Origin of the sequence: Hyphobacterium sp. SN044 (assembly GCF_021864465.1) — a bacterium.
Taxonomy (GTDB): Bacteria; Pseudomonadota; Alphaproteobacteria; order Caulobacterales; family Maricaulaceae; genus Hyphobacterium.
The window spans coordinates 543,555-563,467 of the sequence record NZ_JAKKUV010000001.1 but is presented as its reverse complement, the minus strand read 5'-3'; the positions used below and the strand labels follow the sequence as shown (position 1 = coordinate 563,467).

The 19,913-nt window shown below is 65.4% G+C and carries 21 protein-coding genes; 13 read left to right on the top strand and 8 right to left on the bottom strand.

What is annotated here, in order from left to right:
- Positions 1–219 precede the first annotated feature (219 nt).
- Together L5876_RS02875 and L5876_RS02870 are read left to right on the top strand one after the other, a co-directional pair.
- The gene (locus tag L5876_RS02875; RefSeq protein ID WP_236954577.1) at positions 220–1,611 is read left to right on the top strand and encodes a M48 family metalloprotease; all 1,392 of its coding nucleotides are present in this window, start codon (positions 220–222) and stop codon (positions 1,609–1,611) included.
- Between the two features lie 74 nt (positions 1,612–1,685).
- Positions 1,686–2,450: a thioredoxin domain-containing protein gene (locus L5876_RS02870; protein ID WP_236954576.1), complete on the top strand. Its 765-nt coding sequence runs from the start codon at positions 1,686–1,688 to the stop codon at positions 2,448–2,450.
- A gap of 149 nt (positions 2,451–2,599) precedes the next feature.
- Here the strand turns inward: L5876_RS02870 and L5876_RS02865 are convergent, their stop codons facing one another.
- Entirely contained in the window at positions 2,600–3,019 is a 420-nt protein-coding gene (locus L5876_RS02865; RefSeq protein WP_236954575.1) for a VOC family protein, read from the bottom strand.
- A gap of 263 nt (positions 3,020–3,282) precedes the next feature.
- Positions 3,283–4,071, bottom strand: a complete 789-nt coding sequence (locus tag L5876_RS02860) for a thiazole synthase (protein ID WP_236954574.1) — start codon at positions 4,069–4,071, stop codon at positions 3,283–3,285.
- A 69-nt stretch (positions 4,072–4,140) separates the two neighbouring features.
- Between L5876_RS02860 and L5876_RS02855 the strand changes: the two genes are divergently transcribed.
- Positions 4,141–4,401, top strand: coding sequence for a hypothetical protein (locus L5876_RS02855; RefSeq protein WP_236954573.1), 261 nt, complete (start codon positions 4,141–4,143; stop codon positions 4,399–4,401).
- Here L5876_RS02855 and thiS read toward each other — a convergent pair.
- Positions 4,398–4,598 (bottom strand): sulfur carrier protein ThiS, encoded by a 201-nt coding sequence (gene thiS, locus L5876_RS02850; protein ID WP_336886683.1) that lies wholly within the window; start codon positions 4,596–4,598, stop codon positions 4,398–4,400. The genes L5876_RS02855 and thiS overlap by 4 nt on opposite strands.
- Positions 4,599–4,669: 71 nt before the next feature.
- Positions 4,670–4,969, bottom strand: a complete 300-nt coding sequence (locus L5876_RS02845) for a hypothetical protein (protein WP_236954571.1) — start codon at positions 4,967–4,969, stop codon at positions 4,670–4,672.
- A 143-nt stretch (positions 4,970–5,112) separates the two neighbouring features.
- On the opposite strand from L5876_RS02845, the gene aroQ reads away from it, so the two are divergent.
- The 4 genes from aroQ to aat are packed head-to-tail and all read left to right on the top strand — an operon-like array spanning position 5,113 to position 8,135.
- Positions 5,113–5,547 (top strand): type II 3-dehydroquinate dehydratase, encoded by a 435-nt coding sequence (aroQ, locus tag L5876_RS02840; protein ID WP_236954570.1) that lies wholly within the window; start codon positions 5,113–5,115, stop codon positions 5,545–5,547.
- Positions 5,548–5,603: 56 nt separating this feature from the next.
- Positions 5,604–6,101: an acetyl-CoA carboxylase biotin carboxyl carrier protein gene (gene accB, locus L5876_RS02835; protein ID WP_236954569.1), complete on the top strand. Its 498-nt coding sequence runs from the start codon at positions 5,604–5,606 to the stop codon at positions 6,099–6,101.
- Positions 6,102–6,126: 25 nt separating this feature from the next.
- Positions 6,127–7,488 carry an acetyl-CoA carboxylase biotin carboxylase subunit gene (gene accC, locus L5876_RS02830; protein ID WP_236954568.1) on the top strand — a complete coding sequence of 454 codons (1,362 nt, stop codon included), beginning with the start codon at positions 6,127–6,129 and terminating at the stop codon, positions 7,486–7,488.
- On the top strand, positions 7,485–8,135 hold the full coding sequence (aat, locus tag L5876_RS02825) for a leucyl/phenylalanyl-tRNA--protein transferase (protein WP_236954567.1): 651 nt from the start codon (positions 7,485–7,487) through the stop codon (positions 8,133–8,135). Before accC ends, aat begins: the two co-directional genes overlap by 4 nt.
- Here aat and L5876_RS02820 read toward each other — a convergent pair.
- Positions 8,102–8,551, bottom strand: a complete 450-nt coding sequence (locus L5876_RS02820; protein WP_236954566.1) for a DUF2155 domain-containing protein — start codon at positions 8,549–8,551, stop codon at positions 8,102–8,104. The two genes, aat and L5876_RS02820, sit on opposite strands and share 34 nt — an antisense overlap.
- Before the next feature lie 47 nt (positions 8,552–8,598).
- On the bottom strand, positions 8,599–9,000 hold the full coding sequence (locus tag L5876_RS02815) for an NADH:ubiquinone oxidoreductase subunit NDUFA12 (RefSeq protein ID WP_236954565.1): 402 nt from the start codon (positions 8,998–9,000) through the stop codon (positions 8,599–8,601).
- A 170-nt stretch (positions 9,001–9,170) separates the two neighbouring features.
- On the opposite strand from L5876_RS02815, the gene L5876_RS02810 reads away from it, so the two are divergent.
- Positions 9,171–11,282, top strand: coding sequence for a hypothetical protein (locus L5876_RS02810; protein ID WP_236954564.1), 2,112 nt, complete (start codon positions 9,171–9,173; stop codon positions 11,280–11,282).
- On the opposite strand, the gene L5876_RS02805 is transcribed toward L5876_RS02810, so the two are convergent.
- Positions 11,279–13,138, bottom strand: coding sequence for a hypothetical protein (locus L5876_RS02805; RefSeq protein ID WP_236954563.1), 1,860 nt, complete (start codon positions 13,136–13,138; stop codon positions 11,279–11,281). The two genes, L5876_RS02810 and L5876_RS02805, sit on opposite strands and share 4 nt — an antisense overlap.
- Positions 13,139–13,269: 131 nt before the next feature.
- Between L5876_RS02805 and L5876_RS02800 the strand changes: the two genes are divergently transcribed.
- Positions 13,270–13,758 carry a pentapeptide repeat-containing protein gene (locus tag L5876_RS02800; RefSeq protein WP_236954562.1) on the top strand — a complete coding sequence of 163 codons (489 nt, stop codon included), beginning with the start codon at positions 13,270–13,272 and terminating at the stop codon, positions 13,756–13,758.
- A gap of 71 nt (positions 13,759–13,829) precedes the next feature.
- A complete protein-coding gene (locus L5876_RS02795; protein ID WP_236954561.1) occupies positions 13,830–15,188 on the top strand; it encodes a pentapeptide repeat-containing protein in 1,359 nt (452 codons plus the stop codon).
- On the opposite strand, the gene aspS is transcribed toward L5876_RS02795, so the two are convergent.
- Positions 15,185–16,987, bottom strand: a complete 1,803-nt coding sequence (aspS, locus tag L5876_RS02790) for an aspartate--tRNA ligase (RefSeq protein WP_236954560.1) — start codon at positions 16,985–16,987, stop codon at positions 15,185–15,187. The genes L5876_RS02795 and aspS overlap by 4 nt on opposite strands.
- Before the next feature lie 224 nt (positions 16,988–17,211).
- Between aspS and L5876_RS02785 the strand changes: the two genes are divergently transcribed.
- Genes L5876_RS02785 through L5876_RS02775 form a run of 3 tightly spaced genes read left to right on the top strand, consistent with a single transcriptional unit; the run spans position 17,212 to position 19,870 of the window.
- Positions 17,212–17,838 carry a TetR/AcrR family transcriptional regulator gene (locus L5876_RS02785; RefSeq protein ID WP_236954559.1) on the top strand — a complete coding sequence of 209 codons (627 nt, stop codon included), beginning with the start codon at positions 17,212–17,214 and terminating at the stop codon, positions 17,836–17,838.
- An 11-nt stretch (positions 17,839–17,849) separates the two neighbouring features.
- On the top strand, positions 17,850–18,557 hold the full coding sequence (locus L5876_RS02780) for a 1-acyl-sn-glycerol-3-phosphate acyltransferase (RefSeq protein WP_236954558.1): 708 nt from the start codon (positions 17,850–17,852) through the stop codon (positions 18,555–18,557).
- Entirely contained in the window at positions 18,554–19,870 is a 1,317-nt protein-coding gene (locus L5876_RS02775; RefSeq protein ID WP_236954557.1) for an MFS transporter, read from the top strand. The genes L5876_RS02780 and L5876_RS02775 overlap by 4 nt, the downstream gene beginning before the upstream one ends.
- Positions 19,871–19,913: the final 43 nt, after the last annotated feature.

Genomic DNA, 19,913 nt, shown 5'->3' with positions numbered 1-19,913 from the left:
GGCCGAAACCGCCGATACGAATGCCCCCGAAGCGCTGGAAGAGGCCGAGAACGCGCCGAAGAAGCGCGGCTGGTGGCAGCGCGGCGCGAAGCTGTTCAACTGACAACGCGGAGCGGCGCGGACGGACATCCGTTCGCGCCGCCGCTGTCTTCACCGTTGTCAGCGCGAACTGACTTGCTAATCTGTGCGTTCAGCGGGGGCTGACTGAACGGAGATTTCATGCGCGCCCTCATAGCCGCCATCAGCGCCGCAGCCCTTTCCCTTGCCCTGCCGGCCACGGCCGCAGCACAGACCCTTCTCCGCGATACGGAGATCGAGGTCGTGCTGCGCGAATACACCGATCCGTTCCTGGTGGTTGCCGGGCTCGATCCCAATGACGTCGACATGTACCTGATCGGCGATCCGGAAATTAATGCCTTCGTGACCGGCGGGCAGAACATCTTCGTCAACACCGGCACGATCATGGAGGCGGAAAATCCGCTGCAGCTGAAGGGCGTACTGGCGCACGAGGTCGGTCATATCGCCGGTGCGCACCTGGTGCGGATGAGCGAGGCCGGGCGCGGCGCGATGGTGCCGATGTTCGTGTCGATCGGTCTCGGACTGATCGCGGCGATGGCCGGCGAAGGCGGCGCCGCGAGTGCGCTGATCGCTTCGGGCCCGCAATTCGGCGCGCTGAATTTCTACACGCATACGCGGGCGCAGGAATCGGCCGCCGACCAGGCCGCGCTGCAGTATCTGACGGCGACCGGCCAGTCGGGCGAAGGCCTTGTCGAGTTCTTCGAGCGCTTCCGATACCAGGAAGTCTTCACCCCGGCACGGCGCTTCCGCTATTTCCTGACCCACCCGCTGTCCTCTGAGCGGATCACGGCCCTGCGTCACGGCGTGGACGAAAGCCCCTATTCCGACGTCCTGCCGACGCCGGAGGAACAGGCCGAGCTGGAGCGCATCCAGGCCAAGATTTTCGGCTTCATGGCGCCGCCCGGGCAGGTGTTCGCGCGCTATCCCGAAAGCGACACCTCCCTGCCCGCCCGCTATGCCCGCGCCGTGGCCTATTACCAGGACGCGCGGCTCGACCGGGCGCGCGGCGAGATCGAGAGCCTGATCGCGGAAGAACCGGAAAATCCCTATTTCTACGAGCTTTACGGCCAGATGCTGTTCGAGAGCGGGCATGCCGACGAGGCGATCCCCTATCACCAGACCTCGGTCGACCTGATGCCGACCGCGCCGCTATTGCGGATCAACCTCGCCATGGCGATGATCGCGGCGGACGACGACCAGTATCTCGAAGCGGCACGGGATCATCTGCGCGTCGCGCTCGATATCGAGCCGGGCAACGCCTTCGCCTGGTACAATCTCTCGCTGATCCACGAGCGCATGGGCGACACCGCCCTCGCCCAGCTGGCGGTGGCGGAGCAGTCCTACTACACGGGCAACAGGATGCGGGCCTTCCAGTTCGCGCAGCGGGCGATGCAGGAGCTGGAGCCGGGCACGACCGCCCGTTTCCGCGCCGCGGAACTGATCGCGGTGTCGCAGCCCACGGACGAGGAAATCCGCGAGATGCAGCGCCAGCGCCGCCAGCAGGAACGTCAGCGCCAGCAGCAAGGACGCTAGGCGGCGATAGAGTCTCGCCTTTCCCGGCGCAATCCCGTAAACCCGCCTGAACACGAGTGTATCCGAGGGGATTGATGATGAAGCGCGTATTCGCGGCGCTGGCCAGCGCCCTGGCCCTTGCGGCCTGCAGCCAGGACGGAGCCGATGCCCGCCAGTCCGACGACAGCGAGTTCACAGAGGCCGAGCGCGCGGAGATTCGCGATCTCGCCCGCGACTACATTCTCGAGAATCCCGAAATCATCGAAGAGGCGCTGATCGAGCTGCAACGCCGGGCCCGCGCGCGCGAACTCGAAGCCTATGTCGCCTCGATCGAGCGCAATGCCGACGCGATCTACAATGACCCGCGCGACCCCTCGATCGGTCCGGAAGATGCCGAGATCGTCGTGGTCGAGTTCATGGACTACAAGTGCGGCTATTGCCGGATCGCCAACCGCTGGGTCGACACGATCCGCGAACAGCATGGCGACCGCGTCCGTTTCGTGTTCAAGGAATACCCGATCCTCGGCGAGGAATCGCGCGAAGCGGCCCGCGCCGCGCTCGCTGCGCTGCGTCAGGGCGAGGAGCTCTATTTCGACTTCCACACCACAATGATCCAGGCCTCCGGCCCGCTGCCGTCCGACCGGATCGACAGCTTCGCGGCGGCGGCCGGCATTAATGTCGCGCAGATGCGCGAAGACATGGAAGACCCGGCGATCGAGGCGCATCTGGAAGACGTCTACCGGCTCGGCCGCATGCTCGGCGCGGACGGCACGCCCTTCTTCATCGTCGACGGCACGCCGATCCCGGGCGCCAACATGGAAGCCCTCAACACGGCGCTGGAAGCCGCGCTGGAGGGATAGGGTCTTTCCCTTCTCCCCTTTTTGAAGGGGAGAAGGTGCCCGTCAGGGCGGATGAGGGGTTCTGCTCCGTAGTCGAAGACTGCGTGCGCCCCCTCACCCCTGGCCCCTCTCCCCCAAATGGGGGCGAGGGGAAAATGCCGGAATGACGCCTATGCGTCCGGCATCCACACATTCCCGTCATTGTCGATATTCCAGTGCGGATTGTGGGCGACCTCCCAGGCGTGGCCGTCCGGGTCGGCGAAATAGCCCGAATAGCCGCCCCATTCGGTGTCGGCGGCCGGGCGCATGACCTCGCCGCCCGCCCTCACCGCCTCGTCGAGCACGGCATCCACCGCGTCGCGCGCCGCGAAATTGATCGCCAGCGCCACCCCGTCCCCGCCCGACAGGGTGCGGCCGGTCTCGGCCTCGAAGGCGGTGCGGCGGTACAGGCCCAGCACGATGCCGTTGAGCTGGAAGAAGGCGATGTCGCGGCTGACGAAGCCGGCTTTCCAGCCGAGCGCCTCGTAAAAATCCTTCGACCGCTCCGGATCGGCGACGGCGAGTGTGATAAGCGATATGCGCTGGTCCATGTCTCTCTCCCTCGTTGCAGGAGGCTAGAACATTTGGGGAACATGGCAAAGGCCGAAAGTCGCCACTCCCCGGTTTCGGGGTCCCCGCATCCGCGGGGAAGACGAAGACCGGAGTCCCGTGATGGATCCCGGACCGGCTTCGCCGTCCGGCAGGCGTCATCTTTACTGTTGAAGCGTTTGGCATAGGCGGGGAGCGACCGCAGCTGTTTGCCCTCCCCCTCAAGGGGAGGGAAAGCGTCGCATCCGCAGGCGTAACGCAATTCCTAGATCAACCCGCTCAGCGGGCTGGAGGGATCAGCGTATTTCTTCTTCGCCATGCGGCCGGCGAGATAGGCTTCCCGGCCGGCGATGACGGCATGCTTCATCGCGGTGGCCATGCGGATCGGGTCCTTCGCCTCGGCGATGGCGGTGTTCATCAGAACGCCGTCGCAGCCGAGCTCCATCGCCACAGCCGCGTCCGACGCCGTGCCGACGCCGGCATCGACGATGACCGGGACCGAGGTCTGCTCCACGATCAGGCGGATATTGACCGGGTTCTGGATCCCCAGGCCCGAGCCGATCGGCGCGCCCAGGGGCATGATGGCACAGCACCCGGCGTCTTCCAGCTTGCGGGCATAGACCGGATCATCGCTGCAATAGACCATCACGTCGAAGCCGTCGGCGATCAGCATCTTTGCCGCGCGCAGCGTCTCTTCCACATCGGGATAGAGGTGTTTCGGGTCGGACAGGACTTCAAGTTTCACGAGATTCCAGCCGCCCGCCTCGCGCGCCAGTCGTAGCGTGCGCACGGCGTCCTCGCCGGTGAAACAGCCCGCCGTATTGGGCAGGAAGACGTATTTTTCCGGATCGATGAAATCGACGAGGCGCGGCTTGTCGGGATCGGACAGGTTCACGCGGCGCAGCGCCACGGTGATCATCTCCGCGCCGGAGGCTTCGAGCGCGCGGGCATTCTGCTCGTAGCTTTGATACTTGCCGGTGCCGATGATGAGGCGCGATTTCAGTTCGCGGCCGGCGACGACGAGGGGTTTGTCTTCGGCGGTGTTGGCGGTCATCATTCCATCCGTATTCGGGTGTACTTTTCCGGGTGTTCTTTTCAGGGTGTTCTGGGGGGAGAGACTTAGATGAACAAGCCCGTCATGGCCATTCTGCTCGCAGTGGCGGCCGCGAATATCGGCTATGCCGTATGGCGGACTGTCGAAGGGGTGCCGCTGGACGATAGCCTCCCGCTCTTCATTGGCGGCCTGGTCTGCACCGCGCTCGCCGTCGTGATCAGCCGCACCAAAGGCCGGGCCGATCCGGGAGGCGGCAGCGCCGACACGTCATCGAAGCATGTTCACGATGACAGCGGAGACGGGGGCGATGGCAGTGGCGGCGGCGATTAGCCCCCGCCGACGAAATGGACGATCTCGATCCGGTCGCCCTCGGAAAGGGTGGTCTCTGCATAGAGCGATTTCGGCACGATTTCGAGATTGCGTTCAACCGCAACCTTCCGCGTGTCGAGGCCAAGTTCGGCCAAAAGGCCGGTCACGGTCGAACCCGGTGAAATCGCGCGGGCCTCGCCATTGAGCTCAATCTGGATCATGGCTGGAGAGATGGCGCGAGCCGCGCGAAAGCGCAACCTTCATGACCGCACGGCGGACGCGACGGTTGTCAGGTCTGTGTCGTGCGCTTTCCGTCGGCGAACAGGCCGATGATGAACAGAAGGACACCGCCCAACGCGCCGAGCACACCAAGAGGAATGGTGTAGAAGCCGAACCAGCCCATAACGAACATGTAGGCCAGGGTTTCGCCGATATCGACGCCCCCGACCATACAGACATTGGCGCCTGCCTCGTTGACGGTGCAGTCCGCAGCCGCACCGATCCAGCCTGCCGAGAGGGCGATGAGGATCGGTGACGCGCCGAACAGAATGCTCAAAAAGAAGGTCCACAGGCCGATGCGCTTGAACATGGCTGCCCCCGCTTGGAGCGCACAATATCTCATCGTTCCGCGCTCGTTTCACGCGAATTCGCCGTCGGTCAAACGGTCGGCGCTTGTCACTCCCGATGGCGCCGTCGTACAACGCCCGCCCGCGAAACAGCCCGTAAGGCCAAGTGAAAAAGCCGGTCTTCATCCTCAACGGTCCGAATCTGAACCTGCTCGGCCGCCGCGAACCGCACATCTACGGCACGCAGACGCTGAAGAATCTGGAATCGCTGTGCGAGGCCAAGGCGATCACGCTCGGCGTGACGATCGACTTCCGGCAGACCAATCACGAGGGCGTGCTGATCGACTGGGTCCAGGAAGCGATGGATTCGGCCTCGGCGCTGATCCTCAATGCCGCGGGGTATACGCACACCTCGATCGCGCTGCACGATGCGCTGAAGGCGCTAACGATCCCGGTGATCGAGGTGCATCTGAGCGACCCGGCGAAACGCGAAAGCTTCCGCCATGTTTCCTATGTGGGCATGGCAGCAACGCAGACCATCGCCGGACTGGGTGCACGCGGATATGAACTGGCGCTAGAGAGTGCCGCCAGTCTGGTCTAGACAGGCTGATAACGAGATTCCGCCAAGAGCTTCTGACAGAAAGGGGCGCAAGGGACATGACCACGTCATCGAAAGCCGGTTCACCGCTGAATGCGAAGCTGGTGCGCGAATTGGCCGAAATCCTGCGCGAGACCGAACTGACCGAGATCGAGGTCGAAAAGGGCGATCTGCGCCTGCGCGTCGCGCGCACGGTCCAGGCCGCGCCGATGGTGCAGCACGTTGCCGCTCCGGCCCCCATGACCGCTGCGCCGGCTGCCGCACCGTCCATTCCAGCCTCGCAACCGTCCGATCCGGCCCAGGCGCCGGAAGGCGGCGACATTCCGGGCAGTGTGCCCTCGCCCATGGTCGGCACCGTCTATCTGCGCCCGAATCCGGAAGCCGATGCCTTTGCCAAGGCCGGCGACACGGTGAAGGAAGGCGACACGATCCTGCTGATCGAGGCGATGAAGACGTTCAACCCGATCACCGCGCCGCGGTCCGGCAAGCTGACCCACCTCTTCGTCACCGACGCCCAGCCGGTGGAATACGGCGAAGCCCTGTTCGCGATTTCCTGAGGCGCACGCGCGGGAGCCGTCCGAGATGTTCGATAAAGTCCTGATCGCCAATCGCGGCGAGATCGCCCTCCGGGTCCACCGGGCCTGCAAGGAAATGGGCATCCAGACCGTGGCGATCCATTCCGAAGCCGATGCGGACGCCATGCATGTCCGACTGGCCGACGAAAGCGTCTGTGTCGGGCCGCCGCCGGCCGGCAAGAGCTATCTGAACATTCCCCAGATTATCGCCGCGTGCGAGATCACGGGGGCGCAGGCCGTTCACCCGGGCTACGGCTTCCTGTCCGAAAATGCCCGCTTCGCCGAAATCGTCGAGGCGCACGGCATCACCTTCATCGGGCCGACGGCGGAGCATATCCGGCTGATGGGCGACAAGATCACCGCGAAGAAGGCGGTGAAGGATGCCGGAATCCCGGTCGTTCCAGGCTCCGACGGCGGCATTTCGGACATCGACGAGGCCGAAAAGATCGCCGCCGATATCGGCTATCCGGTGCTGATCAAGGCCGCGGCGGGCGGCGGCGGACGCGGCATGAAGGTCGCGGAGAACGCCAAGATGTTCCGCAGCGCCGTTCAGACCGCGTCTTCGGAAGCGGCGGCGGCCTTCGGCGACGGCTCGGTCTATCTCGAGAAATATCTCGGCAAGCCGCGCCATATCGAAATCCAGATCCTGGCCGATACGCATGGCAATTGCGTGCATCTGGGCGAACGCGACTGCTCGCTGCAGCGCCGTCACCAGAAGGTTCTGGAAGAAGCCACCTCACCGGCTCTGGACGCCAAGGCGCGCGCGGAAATCGGCGCGATCACGCGCGATGCGGTTGCAGCCATCGGCTATCGCGGCGTGGGGACGGTCGAGTATCTCTACGAGAATGGCGAGTTCTACTTCATCGAGATGAATACCCGCCTGCAGGTGGAGCATCCGGTGACCGAGGCGATCACCGGGCTCGACCTGGTACGCGAACAGATCCTCGTTGCAGCCGGCGAAAAGCTGTCGATGACGCAGGACGACATCGTCTTCAACGGCCACTCCATCGAATGCCGGATCAATGCCGAGGATCCGGCGACGTTCGCGCCCTCCCCCGGCAAGGTGACGGAATTCCACGCGCCGGGCGGGCTCGGCGTGCGGCTCGATAGCGCGCTCTATGCCGGCTATTCGATCCCGCCCTATTACGACAGCCTGATCGGCAAGCTGATCGTGCACGGCCGTGACCGGCCGGAAGCGCTGCTGCGTCTGAAGCGCGCGCTGAACGAGCTGGTCGTGACCGGCGTGAAGACGACAAAGCCACTCTTCCTCGACCTTCTCGAGGAGCCCGCCTTCGTCTCGGGCGATTATCACATCCGCTGGCTGGAGAGCTGGCTCGCCGAACGCAAGGCGGCCGGCGAGGCGGCGTGAAGGGCTTCGGCCCGGCCGACCTGCTCGACTGCTATGCGCGGGGCGTCTTTCCCATGGCCGAGGGCCGGGACGATCCGCGCATCTATCTTCTCGAACCGGACGAGCGCGGCATCCTGCCGCTCGACGGCTTCCATATTCCCCGCAGCCTGAGGAAGACGGTCCGGCGCGAACCGTTCGAAGTTTCTATCAATCGCGACTTTGCAGGCGTGATCGACGGCTGCGCGGCCCCGGGCGCAGGCCGGGAGGAGACCTGGATCAATCCGGGGATTCGCTCGCTTTATCTGATGCTGCACGAAGCGGGGTACGCACACAGCGTGGAATGCCGCGATGCCGGCTATCTGGTGGGCGGGCTCTATGGCGTCGCGCTTGGCTCCGCCTTTTTCGGGGAAAGCATGTTTTCCCGTGCGACCGATGCGTCAAAGGTCGCGCTGGTCCATCTCGTCGCGCGGCTGAAGGCCGGTGGATACACCCTGCTCGACACGCAGTTCACGACCGCGCATCTCGAACAATTCGGCGCAGAGGTGATCACGCGCGAGGCCTATCGCGAGCGCCTCGCCGAAGCGATCGAAGTCGATGCGGATTTTCACGCCCTGCCGGACGTGATCAGCGGCGATCAGGCCCTGCAGTCGATCACCCAGACGTCATAGACGGGGTGTTCGAGCGGGTTGAGCGCCGGGTTCGATCCGAACATCCAGCCGGAAAACACGGTCTCGCTCTCGTCTTCCGACCCGAAACCGTCGGTGCGGCGGTCGGCGATCTGCATGAAGGCGAAGATTTCCGGGGTCTCTTCCGGCGGGCGGCGGCGGCAATAGCGCGCCGTGATCTCCAGCGAACCGAAAACATGGGTCTCGCCGACGCGGATCTCGAAGTCCTCGGTGCGGGCGGTGATCTTGTCGAGACCGCGCAGCACCAGGACGGAACCGGGCCGGCTGGTCAATTCCTGCCGTGCGGGGCGATCGGACCGCATTTCCGGCTGCTCGCCCGTTTGCGGGCCGGACTCCTGCGCAGCGGCCAAACCAGCCGAAGCGACGAACATCAACGCGGTAACAAGCGATCTGATCATGGGTCCAGCATGTCCCGGCTTTGCGGCATCGCCAAGGCGAAAGCGATTCACGCGTCCGGCGTCCAGGATTCGTAGTCGCCCGAGGCGCGCTGGCGCGGACCGGGAACGGCAAGGCTGCCGGTCGGGCGGTAGGCATGGAGCGTGCCGGTGAGGTTCGGCTTGTGGTCCAGCTCCCACTTCTGGCGCGGCAACGGCGCGTCGGTGGGCGGCTCGTCAAAGGTGTGGTGCAGCCAGCCATGCCAGTCGGCCGGCACGCGGCTCGCGTCGGCATAGCCCTTGTAGACCACCCAACGGCGCTCGCGGCCGCTGGCCCCGGAGGGCTTGCGTTCGCGGTAGTAGCGGTTGCCGTATTCGTCCTCACCGATCTTCTCCGCACGCTTGGCGAGCGTGAAGAAGGTGCCGGGCGTGGCGTCATCCCACCATGCGAAGATCTTGGCGAAAAGTCCCATCGGGTGCGGCCGCTCCGGTCGGTTTCGGGGTTCAGAATCCGGGCGGAATATGCCGCCTTGAACCCGCCCGGTCCAGTGCGAGCCGCCGCTTTTGGTGCAGGGGCGCAAGCGCCTTATCCTGTTCGCGATTCGGCGCATGCGCGCCGCGACCTGAGGCGAGAGGGGCAATCATGGCCGGACGGCGCAAGACGGGTTCCGATTTCGCGGACCTGGCAACCGAAGTGGTACCGGTCGCCCCAGATCCGGACGCCGACCCCATCAACCTCGTTCTGCCCATGGGCTGGGACGAGGCCGCGGGCCTCGCCTTTCTCGACGCCGCGGGGCAGACGGATATCCGCGCCGCGCTGAGCACGCTTTGCTCCGCGCTGAAGCTTGATGGTGAGACCGCCGAAAGCCTCGCCTCGGCGATCGCAAGGCGCGAGATCGCGCCGAGCCCGGCCCTGTGGGCGGGCCATCTGACCGTCGAAGCCGCGCCTGCTCCCGTTGACGCGGCCGAAGGCCCGGCCCTGTTCGCGCGGATTGCGGACACGGCGCTGGAGGCCAGCCGCCGCGATGTCGGCACGCGCATCCTGACCGAGCGGCTGGATGCCGTCCGCGTGGCCATCGGACCGGACGGCGAGACCGATCCGCGCCGCAATACCGAACTGGCCAAGGCGCTGCGCGATGCGCGGCGCGCGGGCGTGCCGGACGAGGCCCTGGAACGTACGATCGACCTCGCGCGCGAGGGCATCGAGGAACCGGTACAGGCCGCCGATCCCGCCCCCGAGCCTGCATGGCCGGTGCTGACCCTCACCGAGGGCGATCTGGCACGTGCGGACCTCTGGCGCGGGGCGGCGAGGAGCCTTTGGTCGCACAGCGCCCCTGCCCTCGCCTTCAGTGACGTCCGCACGGCCGAGGGACCGGGTTTCGCAATCGATCTCGAAGCCTTCGCCGGACCGGACGGGTTCGACCGCATGCGGTTGTCGGGTCATCTCGCCCTGATCGGCGAGGCTCTCCGCGCCCGCGGCGGCAAGGGCGCGGCGGGACACATCAATCTGACCGGCTTCGCGGCGCTGTTCGCCGCGCTCGGCCATGCCTATGACAGCGACGAGGCGATGGCGCTGGTGCGCGAAATCGGCGAGACGGCGGAAGCCTCCGCCGGGGACCGTGTCACGGTCGGCGCCTGCGCCCCCGAACCCGTATCCGCCCGCCTGTTGGGCAGTGAAAGCGACGGGATCGCGCCACTCGACGGGCTGACCACTGAAATCGACGGCGCGTTACAGTGGCGCCGCTGTGTCGCCGCGGGCCTGTCGCGCCTGCGATTCGAACTGCCGGAACCGCCGCGCGGCGTGCCGGCGGATGCGTTCGCGCCGCCGCGCCCGGAAGCCGTGCTGATCCTGGCGGCGACGCTCGCGGCGCGCCTCGACGGCCCGGTCGCGGCCGACATCACCCTGCCCGCGGAAACCGAGCTTGAAACCGTCGCGACCCTGATCCGCGCGGCGGCGCAGATGAAACTGCCGCTGCTGACCGTCCAGCGGCACGGGTCGGGCTTTACCGCTCTCCTGGACACGCTTGAAGCGGTCGCGGAAACGCCGGAGCAGGTCCGTCTCGCCGAGAAGATGGTCGAGCGGATCGTCGAACGCTCGGCGGATCGCCGCAAGCTGCCGGACCGCCGCAAGGGCTATATCCAGAAAGCCACGGTCGGCGGCCACAAAGTCTATCTCCATACCGGGGAGTTCGAGGACGGCGAACTCGGCGAAATCTTCATCGACATGCACAAGGAAGGCGCGGCCTTCCGATCTCTGATGAACAATTTCGCCATCGCGATCTCGATCGCCCTGCAATACGGCGTGCCGCTGGAGGAATTCGTCGACGCCTTCGTGTTCACGCGCTTCGAACCGGCGGGACCGGTCGAAGGCAATGACTCGATCCGGCACGCGACCTCGATCCTCGACTATCTGTTCCGGGAGCTCGCCGTCTCCTATCTCGGCCGGGAGGACCTCGCCGAGACCGAGCCGGACAATACCGGCGGGATCGGGCGCGGCGTGGCGCGGGAGAAATTCATGGCCGAGACCGCGGCGCACTTCATTTCGAAAGGCTTTTCGCGCGGCCAGCTGCCGGACAATGTCGTGATGCTGGGCGCGGACCGGCGCAAGCCGAAGGAAGAGCCGGTTGAAGAAGCCTCCAAGGCGCGCGGGCCGGACAATTACGACGGCGACCCCTGCCCGGAATGCGGGCATTTCACCCTGCTGGAAGCGACCGAAGGCGGTCAGATCTGCGACGCCTGCGGTTGGCGGAATTAGGGGGTCTCCGCCCCGTCCATTAGTGGAAAGCCGAGATCGGCTGGGGGCGGCCATGACAGGCTGCTGCCTTCGAGTCGGGCTGCAAAATTCGGCGTCGCTTCGAGATCGAAGGGTGCGCCGCAGCCGCAGCCGATAATCGCGTCCATCAGGCTGACCGCGCCGAGTGGGCGGGCATCCATGCGCGCTGCGATCGCATTCGCTTCTTCACGGCGGCCGGCAATGGCGCTCACGATAAGGGCCGACCAGTCGTCCTCCGAGGCGAGTTCGTCATAGAGCGCAGCGAGCGCTTCGGCGTTCCCCAGCCGCGCGTCGAGCCGGTAGTTTTCCCAATGCCAGCTCTCGTCGAGCATGGCGCGGGCGTCTTCATAGCGCTCCAAACCCATCAACGCTTCGAGCCGGATCGTTTCGCTCTCCAGGATCTGATCCATTTCGAACAGGCGGTCAGCATCGGCCAACGCCGCTTCATAGTCACCGCGCGCGATCAGCGTGTCGGCTCGCGCCAGCTGCGCTTCGGGATTGAGCGGGTCGCACGTCAAAAGACGGTTGGCATAGACGAGGCGCGCATCCAGATTCGGATAGAGCACGACAAGAGTCTGCAGCCAGTTGTCGTTGAGACAATCTTCCGACGTCAACGAGTCGAGAATGACGATCGAGGCGTTCGACCAGTCGTCCTGAAACAGCAAACGGTTGGACGCGACGATGGAACGCTGTGCCAGCCGGTCTGCCGTGCGCATCGCTTCGTCAAGCAAGGCGACGCGTTCGGCCTCAAGCGCGTCCCAGGCCGCCTGATCGATCGGCTCATTGCTCTCCGACATCTCGACCAGCCGGTGCGAATGCCGGTCGCTGCGCAAGAGGTAGGCCTGAAAGAAGTCCGGAGCCTGTTCGGTCGCGGCGGCGAACAGCGGGTCAGCCTCTTCGAGGAGGGTGAAATCCCCGCTGGTATGGGCTTCGTTCCAGAGTTCGAGTGCGCGCTGATAGGCGATGAAGGCCTCGAAACTGCGTGTGCCGGAATTGCGCATCCGGCGACGCGCATCCTCGTCGAGCACGATTTCCAGCACGGAAGCGACGGCTTCGGCGATCTCTTCCTGGATTGCGAACACGTCATCGAGCGACCGGTCATAGGTCTGCGACCAGAGGTGCCGGTCATCGGAGGCGCGGATCAGCTGCGCCGTCACGCGGATCTGGTCCCCGGACCGGCGCACCGACCCCTCGAGGACATGCGCGACATTCAGGCTGCGCGCGATTTCCGGGATGGGCGGCACGTCCGGCCCCTTGAACTGGAAGGCCGAGGTTCGCGACGTCACCAGAAGGTCGGGGAGAGAGGCAAGCGAGTTGAGAATTTCCTCGGTCAGGCCATCGGCGAAATAGCCATCGTCCTCGTTGGACGAGAAGGCAGAAAACGGAAGCACGGCGACGGAGAGTTCCGGCGGCGGCGCGACCGCCACTTCGGCCGGCGGGCCGGCCGCGGCCGGTGTGACCAACGCGACCGTGTCCCCCGGGCGCTGCCCGGTGAACAGGGCCGGACGCGACGCCAGCTGCCACGCGATCAGGCCGCAGAACAGAGCGATTGCGGCGAACATCGCATAGTCGAGCGCCTTGGTCGGTTCGGCGACCGCGCCCTCGACGACTGTCGGCTTGAGGCCCTCCGGCGTCAGGTCGAACGACCAAGCCATGAAAACGACAATCGGGAAGCCGACGATCAGCACGATCAGGGCCAGCCCGTCGGACCAGACCGGCAGTCCTGCGGCGTTCTCGACCGCCGCCACCACCTGCAGGATCAGCCAGGCCGCAACGAGATAGCCCGCGATCGCGCGGATCACGCCCCTGCGCCGAAGCTCGTTGATAAACGATCCCATCCGCCCCCCTGTCCGCCATCGAGTCGCACGAAACCGGGACCGGGGCAATGGCGTGCGGGGCGGGATTGCTTGCAGGAAAGCGGCCCGGCACTTGCAGGGCCGGGGGCCGGTCACAATGGAGCCGTATCAGGATGAAACGTCTGATCGCCGCCGCCGCGCTTGTCGCCCTTTCTGCTGCACCGGCGCTTGCGCAGGACGCGTCCCAGATTGCGCGCGTCCAGGGCGGAGCCTCGTGTTCCGGCTGCAATCTGTTCCAGGCCGACCTCGCCTACCGCGACCTGCCGAATGTGAATTTGTCCGGCTCGCGCCTGCGCCAGGCGGATCTGAGCCTTGCAACGATGAACGGTGCGAACCTTTCGGCGTGCGACCTGTCGGTCGCAAATTTGTTCGGCGCGCGTTTTACCGGCGTCAGTTTCCGTAATGCAAATTTGCGTGAGGCCAACCTGGTCGGCGGCTATTTCGGCGGCGCGGACTTCTCCGGCGCGGACCTGACGGGGGCGATCCTTTCCGGTGCGGAAATGCGCCGGGCGCGGGGCCTGACCCAGGCGCAACTCAATACCGCCTGCGGTGATGCCACGACCGAATTGCCGGCGGGCTTGCGGGTTCCGCGCTGCCGTTAATTCCAGCCAACCGTGCGCTTACCGCAATTTAAGTCGATCCTGCAGCATGTTTGGCGTATCGCAGACATGACATGATGCGATCGCTTTCCACCCTCCTGCTCGGCGGCTGTGCCGCTACCGCCCTTGCCGCCGCGGCTGACGCCGGAAATGGCGGCCAGCACCCGCACCGCCGGGTGACGATTTCGGGCAGCTGCCAGGAATGTGATTTTGCCGGACAGAACCTTTCGGACGCCCTGGTGATCGGCGCGCAGTTCGACCAGTCCGATTTCTCGCATTCGACGCTGATCAATGCCGGCCTGCAGGAATGCCGGTTCGCCGACACGAATTTCAACGATGCCAATCTGTCGGGCGTCCGGCTTTCCGGTGTCGCCTTCATCGACAGCGATCTCAGCAATACGCAGCTGATCAACATCCAGGGCGACCGGATCCGTTTCACGGACTCGGACCTGACAGGCAGCGATCTGTCCGGGGCGCGGCTGGTCATGGTCAGCTTCCAGGGCGCCGACCTGTCGAACGCCGTTCTGGCGCGCGCGCAATTGCACCATGCCGAATTCATCGAAGCGACGCTGGACCGGGCGATGTTCCGGGATTCCCGCTTGCCGCGGGCGGACTTTACCGAAGCCGAGGGAAGTCGGGTCGTTTTCATCAATGCGGATCTGCGCGCTGCAAACTTCACCGGCGCTCGTCTGGAACGCGCCGACTTCACAGGGGCGCGGCTCGATGGCGCCGTGCTGGCCGGCGCACAGTTCACCCGCGCGCGCGGCCTGACCGAAGCCCAGCTGGTGCAAGCCTGCGGCGATGAGGAAACCGACCTTCCCGGCGATCTGGCCGTACCCCCCTGCCCCCCCGCAGCAATGCGCGCGAGCGGATATGTGACGGTTTCCAGCAATGGCCGGACCGTGCAGGTGGTCGATACCGCCCGGATCCTGGAAGCCCAGGCAGCCGCCGTCTCCGCCCTGCGCGATGTCGGCGCCCAGATTCCGAACGAGGTCATGCTGGAAGTGCGCCGGTCCGGGGACCTCACCGAGGTACGCCGTTCGATCGAAGCGGCGCTGGAAGAGCTTCGCCGCGAAGAAGAGCGCACTGCTGCCATGGCCGAGGTGAATGCGGCCGAGGCGGAACGCCGCGAAGCGGAACTGGCCGCGGCCCGGGCACGCCTTGAGGCGATGGAGCACATGATGCGCGACCATCGCTTCCCGCAGCAGGTCCGGGTTCCGGGGACGAGCTACAGCTTTGTCGTATCGCCCGATGGCGATGTCGTGACGAGCGGCGAGCAGCGCTACGGCTTCCGGTGGGAATTCCGCAACGAGGACGGCGAAGTCGAATTCGGGTCCGAACTGGAGGGCGAACCGATCGCCCCGCCCATGCCGCCGAAGCCCGCCGACACATCCCCCTTCAACGAGGACGAGCCGGAGCCCGAGCCGAACTAGTCCTTCTTCGGCTCGGTCACCACGCAGCGCAGGTGCAGTTCACGCAACTGGCGCTGATCGACATCGGCCGGCGCCTGCATCATCAGGTCGCGCGCCTGCTGGTCCTTCGGGAACATCACGACTTCGCGCAGGTTTTCCTCGCCCGCCAGCAGCATGACGATGCGGTCGATACCCGGCGCGATACCACCGTGCGGCGGCGCGCCGTAGCGGAAGGCGTTCAGCATGCCGCCGAACTTCTCCTCGACCACTTCCGGGCCGTAACCGGCAAACTCGAACGCTTTCAGCATCACGTCCGGGCGGTGGTTCCGCACGGCGCCCGACGACAGTTCGACGCCGTTGACGACGATGTCGTACTGATACGCCTTCATGCCCAGAAGGGCTTCATGGTCGTTCTTGTCGAGCGCCATGAAGGCGTCGGCGTCCATCTGCGGCATCGAGAACGGGTTGTGCGAGAAGTCGACCTTCTTCTCGTCCTCGTTCCACTCATACATCGGGAAATCGACGATCCAGCAGAATTTGAAGACGTTCTTCTCGTAGAGGTCGAGCTCGCGGCCGACGACATTGCGGGCGCGGCCGGCGAAGGCGGCGAAGTCCTTCGGTTGACCGGCGGCGAAGAAGACGGCGTCGCCATCCTTCAGGTTCAGCTTGTCGCGCAGTGCGGCTGTGCGTTCCTCGCCGATATTCTTGGCGATCGGACCGGCGCCCTCACCGTCACGGAAGAAGATGTAGCCGAGACCCGGCTGACCTTCCTTCTGCGCCCAGGCGTTCATGCGGTCGCAAAAGGCGCGGCTGCCGCCGCCCGGCGCGGGAATCGCCCAGACCTCGACGGCCGGGTTCTTCTCGATCATGCCGGCAAACACCTTGAAGCCCGACCCGGCGAAGGTGTCGGTGACGGCACACATCTCGATCGGGTTGCGCAGGTCCGGCTTGTCGGAGCCGTATTTCTGCATCGCCTCGGCATAGGGGATGCGCGGGACCGGGGCCTTGGTCACGGCGTGGCCATTCGCGAATTCCTCGAACGTTCCGAGCAGGACCGGTTCGATCGCCGCGAAGACGTCGTCCTGGGTGACGAAGCTCATCTCCATGTCGAGCTGGTAGAATTCGCCCGGCGCGCGGTCGGCGCGGGCATCCTCGTCGCGGAAGCAGGGCGCGATCTGGAAATACCGGTCGAAGCCGGAAACCATGATCAGCTGCTTGAACTGCTGCGGCGCCTGGGGCAGCGCGTAGAATTTGCCCGGATGCAGGCGGGACGGGACGAGATAGTCGCGCGCGCCTTCCGGCGATGACGCCGTCAGGATCGGCGTCTGATATTCGGTGAAGCCCCCGCGGATCATGCGCTGGCGGATAGACTCGATGATTTTCGAGCGCAGGACGATGCGCTTGTGCAGGCTCTCGCGGCGCAGGTCGAGATAGCGGTGCTTCAGGCGCACTTCCTCGGACCATTCCGGCTCCCCGAACACCGGCAGCGGAAGTTCCTCGGCCTCGGACTGGACCGACATGTCCTCGACGCGCAGCTCGATCTCGCCGGTCGGCAGGTTGGCGTTCTTCGTCTCTTCCGAGCGTGCCACGACCTTGCCGGTGATGGTGACGACGCTTTCCACGCGCAGGCGTTCCAGCTTGGCGAAGTGCGCGTTCTCCGGCTCCAGCACGCACTGGGTCAGGCCGTAATGGTCGCGCAGGTCGACGAAAAGCAGGCCGCCATGGTCGCGCTTGCGGTGGATCCAGCCGGACAGGCGGACGGTGGCGCCGACATCGGAGGCGCGGAGCTGGCCGCAAGTGTGCGAGCGATAGGCGTGCATGGCGAAAAACCCTTCGGGGGAAAGCATCGGTCAGAAGGGCGCGACATGCCCGCGAAGCGGCCTGCCTGTCAAGGAATCGAGGCGGTCAGAACGCCCATCTTTCGGCGCCATCCGCAAACGCCGGTCAAATGCGCACGAGATTTTGTAAGTAAGTATTCACTTGCGGGTTATCCACAGATCGGATATTCCTCCTGTGAATGATCACTCACATGGAGTGTTTGCGGATGTCGAAATACCTCAACAAGGCGCTGTTCATGCGCGAGGACCCCAAGCGCGGGGTCAGCGCCCCTGACGGCTCGACGAAGGCCCGCATCGAACGCGCCTCGCTGCGCCTGTTTGCTGAACACGGCATCGACGGCGTGTCGATCAAGGACATCGCCAAGGCGTGTGATCTCTCCGACGGAGCGATGTACCGCCACTTCGAGAGCAAGGAGGCCCTTGCCCGCCAGCTATTCGAGGCGATCCACAAGCGGCTGATGGGTCTGGTGAAGGAAACCCTCGCCGAAGGCGCATCGCTGGAGCAGACGGTCCGCGCGGTGGTCAGCGCGTTCTGCGAGCTCGCCGAAACCGAGCCGTCGCAATTCGCCTACCACCTGACGCAGCGGAACGTCTTCCTCGCGCGCTCCGGCGATGGCGGGGCCGACCCGTCCTCCCTCATGGCACGCCGGGTCGCAGCCGCGATGGCGGCGGGTGAAATCCCGAAGGACGACCCGGAACTGAAAAGCGCAATGGCGATGGGCGTGGTGATGCAGGCTGGCGAATACCGCCTGTTCGGACGGATCCGTTCCCCCCTCACCGGTCATGTCGACCAGTTCGTGCGCGCCGTCATGGCCGTGCTGAAGACGGGCTGAGGAGACACGCCATGCGCGCCTTCCTGTTCAACACCCTCTACTGGGGCATGTCCGGCATCTACGCGATCCTGTGCGCGGTTGTCGGCCTGATCCCGGGCCGCTTCTTCCTGATGCACGGCGTCCGGTCGTATACGCGTTTCACCGTTTTTCTGATGCGCCATGTCGCCGGCATAAAGGTGGAGGTGCGCGGCACGCCGCCGAGAAACCAGCCCGTCATCATCGCTGCCAAGCACCAGTCGTGGGGCGACGGCATCGCGATGATGGCGAAGACCGGCGACATCAATTTCGTGGTCGGCGACCACATGCTGAAATTCCCGCTGATCGGCTGGATTCTCACCCGGGCCGGGGCGATCGTCGTCAACAATGGCGGCGGGCGGAAATCGATCGAGGCGCTGAAGGACGGCATCCACCGCTCGCACGGCGAGATGCGGCCGATCCTGATCTATCCCGAAGGCCACCTGACCGAAGTCGGCGAAACCAAGCCCTTCCGCAAGGGCGTCTACCGGCTCTACGCCATGCTCGACCGCCCGGTCGTGCCGGTCGCGACCAATCTCGGACTGTTCTGGCCGCGCCAGGACTGGGCCAAGCATCCCGGCACGGCGGTGATCGAGTTCCTCGATCCGATCGCGCCGGGCCTGTCGAAGGAGGACTTCATGAGAACGCTGGAAGACCGGGTCTCGGCCCGCACGCGTGAACTCGAAGCGGAGGGCCGGTCATGAGCGCCAGGATTGCCCTCAGTCTCCTCGGCCAGCGCCGCTATCTGCCGCTTTTGGTCGCCCAGACGCTCGGTGCCTTCAACGACAACTTCTTCCGCTATGCGCTCGTTACCCTCGTCGCCTATCAGGGCATGACGGTGATGGACCTTCCGAGCACGGTCCTGGTACCCATCGCGGCCTCGCTCTTCACCCTGCCGATTTTCCTGTTCTCGGCGATGGCGGGGCGCGTCTCGGACGTGTTCGACCGGACGCGTGTGCTGCGCTTCACGAAGTTTGCGGAAATCTGGCTGATGATTCTCGCCGGAGCGGGCTTCCTGCTGGAGAATCCGTGGCTCCTGATGGGGACGCTGTTCCTGATGGGGGCGCAGTCTGCCTTCTTTGCGCCGGCCAAGAACGCCGCCCTGCCGACCCTCTTGGCGCCGCAGGAACTGGTTCCGGGCAATGCGCTGATTTCCGGCAGCCTCAACATGGCTGTCCTCCTCGGCGTCGGATTCGGCACGGTTCTGATCGAGCGAACAGCGGGTCCGGAAATCGTGGCCGCGATTCTCGTCGCCATTGCCGTGATCGGCTGGCTGGCCGCGCGCGCCTTGCCAACGACCCCTGCGGCGACCCCGGAGCTGAAAGTCAGCTACAACTTCGTCTTCGAAACGATCCGCGTCTTCGGTCACGCCCTGCGCGCGCCCGACGTGCTGCGCCCGTTGATCGGCGCCGCCTGGTTCTGGATGCTCGCGGCCTCCATCGTGACACTGATGCCGAATTTCGCACGCGACGTGCTGGGTGCAGACGCGACCGTCGTCCTGTTCTTCAGCGCGCTGTTCACGATCGGCGCGGCAATCGGCGCGGTTCTCTGCGGCACCCTGTCGGGAAACGGGGACGCCCTGCCGTTTTCGATCGCCGGTGCGGTCGGCCTGGTCCTCTTCCCGCTCGACGTCGCCTGGCAGACGATGGGGCACCCGCCCGTGCCTGCGGACGCAGTGCTTGTCACCTCGGCCGAGTTCATCGCGGACAGCGGCAATTGGCGCCTGATCGCCGATCTTGGCCTCGCGGCCATCTCCGCCGGCCTGTTCGTGGTGCCGTTGCAGGCAATGGCGCAGCGGCGCGCGCCTGCTGATAAACGCGGGCGCCTGCTAGCCGCAGGCGGCATCCTGAACGCGGCGACAGCGACGCTTGGCCAGGCGACGCTGGCGATCCTGGCCCTGTTCAGCCTGCCGATCCCGACCGCCTTTCTCCTGATCGCGCTGGTCAGCAGCGTGTTCGCCGTGCTCACCTTCTGGCGCTGGTGGATCGGGCACCGAGGAAAGAACATGCCCGCCTGACACACTGCCTCGCCAAAGCCGCAGCGCATCGCTAAACCCGGTC